The organism is Methylopila musalis, from assembly GCF_042679725.1.
GTDB lineage: Bacteria > Pseudomonadota > Alphaproteobacteria > Rhizobiales > Methylopilaceae > Methylopila > Methylopila musalis.
In genome coordinates this window covers 1-4,213 of sequence record NZ_JBHTMX010000229.1, presented here as the reverse complement: position 1 = coordinate 4,213, position 4,213 = coordinate 1, and the positions used below count along the sequence as shown (strand labels likewise).

The window sequence follows — 4,213 nt, the reverse complement described above, 5'->3', positions numbered from 1 at the left end:
GCCAGCAGCGCGCGGCCGTCGCGCACGCAGATGAGGCTCGCCGCCACGAACGGGCGCGAGGGCCGGGCGCGGCGGATGTCGTCGGCGCTCATGCGCCGCCGAGATCGCCGTGGATGATGGCGTCCGCCTTAGCGAGCAGCGGCCGCGCGCCGCTGGCGAAGCCCGGCGCCAACAGCGGAACGGCCTCCGCAGGCGCGGCGCGGAGCTCGTCCTGAACGCCCACGAGCCAGCGGTCCAGATCGGTCACGGCGGCGTCGAAGGCGGCGCGGAGGCGCGGATCGGCCGCGTCATAGGCGGCGACGGCCACATGGCGGCCGCTGAGCGAGGAGCGCTCGAAATGGGCCCGGTAGGACAAAGGCGTCCAGACAAGCACGTCCTCGACCAGCTCGGGCATGTCGCCGATGAGCTCCAGCAGCATGATCACTTCGTTGAAATGATTCAGATAATCGGTCGCGAGCCCGGTGTCGGGATCCACATTGGCGTGGATCATCTCCTCCCGCGACGGGGCGGGGGCGAGGCGCGGCTCAAGTTCGGATGCGACGGCGGACATAGACGAACGTTCCAGAGGCGTCCCGGGCGGGGCGCGCCAAGATCATCCTAGGCATCGGCTTTCACGGCCGTTAAGCTTTCAGGCGCGGTCGGGTCAGGAAAACTGCGTATGTGTGGACGTTTCGCGCAGACGAGCGGCCGAAAGGCCATCGAAGCCCTCGTGGGATCGCTGGACGGCGACGATCTTCCCTCCCGGTACAACATCGCGCCCACCCAGTCGGTGGCGGTCGCGCTGGTGGAGAACGGCGTGCGGCGGCTGGCGGCGCACCGCTGGGGGCTGGTGCCGAGCTTCGCCGCGGACGACCGCTCGCTGCCGGTGATGTTCAACGCCCGCGCCGAGACGCTGGCGCAGAAGGCGGTGTTCCGCTCCGCGCTGCAGCGCCGGCGCTGCCTTGTGCCGGCGGACGGCTGGTATGAATGGAAGGCGGTCGGCCGTTTCAAGCAGCCCTATCTGATCCGCCGCCCGGATCGCCGCCCCGTCATGTTCGCGGGCCTGTGGGAAAGCTGGGCCCGGCCGGACGGTTCTGAGCTGCGCTCGGTGGCCATCGTCACCGTCACGGCGAGCCCGGACCTCGCGGGCGTCCACGAGCGCATGCCCGCCGCGCTGCCGGACGAGATGTTCGACGCGTGGCTCGACACGCGGGTGGACGGCCGCAGCCTCGCGCTCCGCGGGCTGCACCCGTCGCCGGTCGGCGCCTTCGAGGCGGTCGCGATCGGCGCGCGGGTGAACCAGGCCTCCAACGACGACCCGGACGTGCAGCAGCCGGTCTACCCCCCGAAAGAACCCGCCGAACTGGCGCAGCCGCGGCTGATCTGAGGGGGCGTGCGAGCGTCGAGGGTCACGCTTTTCTTGTCCCGGCCTTGAGCCGGGACCCAGAAACGTCACCGCTTTCAGAACGAACCGCGCGCGCTGAGCTTTAGTCGGACACGTCGGCGGAAATGGGTCCCGGCTCGAGGCCGGGACAAGAGAAGGAGGCGCCCGGCGTGGTTCGGGCGCGACGTCGCCTTACAGCCGATGTATCGCGGCAAGCGTTTCGGAGACGAGCCGGCCTCGTCCTTGTCCCGGCCTTGAGCCGGGACCCAGAAACATCTCCGTTTTCAGAGCAAGCTGCGCGCGCTGAACTTCATTTGGACGCGTCGGCGGAAATGGGTCCCGGCTCAAGGCCGGGACAAGAGAAGGGGCGCCCGGCGTGGTCCGGGCGCCGCGCCGCCTTACAGCCGATGTATCGCGGCGAACGTTTCGGAGACGAGCGGGCCTCTTCCTTGTCCCGGCCTTGAGCCGGGACCCAGAAACGTCACCACTTTCAGAACGAACTGCGCGCGCTGAGCTTCATCTGGAAGCGTCGGCGGAAATGGGTCCCGGCTCAAGGCCGGGACAAGAGAAGGAGGCGCCCGGCGTGGTCCGGGCGCCGCGCCGCCTTACAGCCGATGTATCGCGGCGAACGTTTCGGAGACGAGCGGGCCTCTCCCTTGTCCCGGCCTTGAGCCGGGACCCAGAAACGTCACCGTTTTCAGAATGAACCACCCGCGCTGAGCGTCAGTCGGACACGTCGGCGGAAATGGGTCCCGGCTCAAGGCCGGGACAAGAGAAGACGCGGCGTCGCCCGACATGTCGTAACGCCCCGCCCGCGGCGTCAGCCCTTGGTGGAGAGCGACCGGGCGCGGGGGGAGATGCGTTCGGCGTCGTCGTAGAGCACGGGACGCACGCATTCGCCGGGTGTGCGCACGACGTAGGTGCGTTTGATCCAGCGGCAGGCGGCGTAGCCGTAGTCGCCCGCGTAGCAGACCTGCTCCTTGTAGGGCGTCTTGAACACCCGGGGCGGTTCGCAGCGGCGGGCGGTTTCGTGTCCCGCGTGGGCCGCGCCCCCGGCGACGATCAGCTGCAGGACGAGCGCGAACATCAGACGTCCGGCCAGACGGGTCATCGGGGCTACTCCATACACACACCCACGCAATCGCCGCCGATCCTGAGCGCTTTGGCGTTAAGGGCGGGTTTCCGCCAGGATGGCGCCGGGGTTGAGCAGGCCCTTCGGATCGAGCGCCCGCTTCACGGCTCTCATCAGGTCGAGCTCCACGTCGGACTTCACCTCCGCCAGCAGGCCGTTCTTCAGTCGGCCGACGCCGTGCTCCGCCGCCACCGACCCGCCATGGCGGGCGACCACCGCGTGCACCACCCGGTTCATCGCGTCCCATCCCGCGAGATAGGCCGCCTTGTCGGCCCCGACCGGCTGGGACACGTTGAAATGGATGTTGCCGTCGCCGATGTGGCCGAAGGCCACCACCCGCGCGTCCGGCGCGTGCGCGGCCACCGCCTCGGTCGCCTCCGTCACGAAATCGGCGACGGTCGCGAGCGGCACGGAGACGTCGTGCTTGATGGAGCCGCCCTCGTGGCCCTGCACCTCCGACAGGCCGTGCCGGATGCGCCAGAAGGCCTGCGCCTGTTCGCCGGAGGCCGCGATCGCCGCGTCCTCCACCACGCCGGCCTCGAAGGCCTCGCCGAGAATGGTCTCCAGCGTCTCCGAAAGCCCGCCCTCCAGCGGCGAGGACAGCTCCAGCAGGATGTACCACGCGTGCGCCGCCTCGAGCGGATCGCGGGTTCCCGCCATGTGGCGGAAGGTGAAGTCGAGCCCGATGCGGGGCATCAGCTCGCAGCCGGTCAGCGCCGGACCCGCATGGGCGCGGGCGATGCGGAACAGCGCCACGGCGGCCTGCGGCGAGGCGAGGCCGACCAGCGCCGTCGCCGTCTCCCGGGGCGCGGGATAAAGCTTCAGCACCGCGGCGGTCACGACGCCGAGCGTGCCCTCCGAACCGATGAACAGGTGCTTCAGATCGTAGCCGGTGTTGTCCTTGCGCAGCCGGCGAAGCCCGTTCCACACCCGCCCGTCGGGCAGCACCGCCTCCACGCCCAGCACCAGATCCCGCATGTTGCCATAGGCCAGCACCGCGGTGCCGCCGGCGTTGGTGGCGATGTTGCCGCCGATGGTGCAGCTGCCCTCCGAGCCGAGGCTCAAGGGGAACAGCCGCCCCGCCTCGGCGGCCGCCTCCTGCGCCCGCTGCAGCGTGACGCCCGCCTCCACCACCATCAGCGCGCCGTCCGTGTCCACCTCGCGGATGCGATCGAGCTTCGCGGTGGAGAGCAGGATCTGCGCGCCGTCCGGCGAGGGCGTCTGCCCGCCCACGAGCCCGGTGTTGCCGCCCTGGGGCACCACGGCCACTTCGGTCTCGTAGGCGAGCGCGAGAATGGCGGAGACCTGCTCCACGGTGCGCGGGGTGAGGACCAGCGCAGCCTGGCCGTGATAGAGCCCGCGCGGTTCGCGGAGCTTGAGGGCGGCGGCGTCGGCGTCCAGCGCGTCGCGCTCGGACACCAGAGCGCGGAAACGGGCTTCGAGATCGGGCGTCATGGCGGCTCGCGAAAGGCGTCAGGGGCGGGGGGCGGCGGCGCGGGCGAGACGGTCGCGGATCGCCTCGCCGAGCCCGGCGACGGGAATGGGCGCGACCGCGATCACGGCGGCCCGGCGGTCGAGGTCGCGCAGGGCGCCGAACAGCCGGGCGGCCGCCTCCGCCGTGTCGCCTTGGGGTGAGAGATTGATGACGGCGACCGCGTCGCCTTCGCCGGGCAGCGGCTCGGGGCCGAAGGCGAGCAGCGCCTCGCCCGGCCGCACCC

Annotated in this window: 5 protein-coding genes; 1 reads left to right on the top strand and 4 read right to left on the bottom strand. The window is 70.8% G+C overall.

Annotated features, from left to right (window positions below; all coding sequences use genetic code 11):
* Nucleotides 1–88: 88 nt before the first annotated feature.
* Entirely contained in the window at nucleotides 89–550 is a 462-nt protein-coding gene (locus ACFQ4O_RS15695) for a hypothetical protein (protein ID WP_378776997.1), read from the bottom strand.
* A gap of 108 nt (nucleotides 551–658) precedes the next feature.
* Here ACFQ4O_RS15695 and ACFQ4O_RS15690 point away from each other — a divergent pair, with 108 nt between their 5' ends.
* The gene (locus ACFQ4O_RS15690; RefSeq protein ID WP_378776995.1) at nucleotides 659–1,366 is read left to right on the top strand and encodes an SOS response-associated peptidase; all 708 of its coding nucleotides are present in this window, start codon (nucleotides 659–661) and stop codon (nucleotides 1,364–1,366) included.
* 817 nt (nucleotides 1,367–2,183) lie between these two features.
* Here ACFQ4O_RS15690 and ACFQ4O_RS15685 read toward each other — a convergent pair.
* The 3 genes from ACFQ4O_RS15685 to ACFQ4O_RS15675 all read right to left on the bottom strand — a co-directional run.
* Nucleotides 2,184–2,474, bottom strand: a complete 291-nt coding sequence (locus ACFQ4O_RS15685; protein ID WP_378776993.1) for a hypothetical protein — start codon at nucleotides 2,472–2,474, stop codon at nucleotides 2,184–2,186.
* A 57-nt stretch (nucleotides 2,475–2,531) separates the two neighbouring features.
* Nucleotides 2,532–3,950: an FAD-binding oxidoreductase gene (locus ACFQ4O_RS15680; RefSeq protein WP_378776991.1), complete on the bottom strand. Its 1,419-nt coding sequence runs from the start codon at nucleotides 3,948–3,950 to the stop codon at nucleotides 2,532–2,534.
* 18 nt (nucleotides 3,951–3,968) lie between these two features.
* Nucleotides 3,969–4,213 (bottom strand): Sua5 family C-terminal domain-containing protein (locus tag ACFQ4O_RS15675; protein ID WP_378776989.1); only part of this gene is annotated, 245 nt, incomplete at its 5' end.

Excerpts from the sequence above, each read along its gene's own strand:
- ACFQ4O_RS15695 (WP_378776997.1), bottom strand. The coding sequence starts at position 550 with ATGTCCGCCGTCGCATCCGAACTTGAGCCGCGCCTCGCCCCCGCCCCG.
- ACFQ4O_RS15690 (WP_378776995.1), top strand. The coding sequence starts at position 659 with ATGTGTGGACGTTTCGCGCAGACGAGCGGCCGAAAGGCCATCGAAGCC.
- ACFQ4O_RS15685 (WP_378776993.1), bottom strand. The coding sequence starts at position 2,474 with ATGACCCGTCTGGCCGGACGTCTGATGTTCGCGCTCGTCCTGCAGCTG.
- ACFQ4O_RS15680 (WP_378776991.1), bottom strand. The coding sequence starts at position 3,950 with ATGACGCCCGATCTCGAAGCCCGTTTCCGCGCTCTGGTGTCCGAGCGC.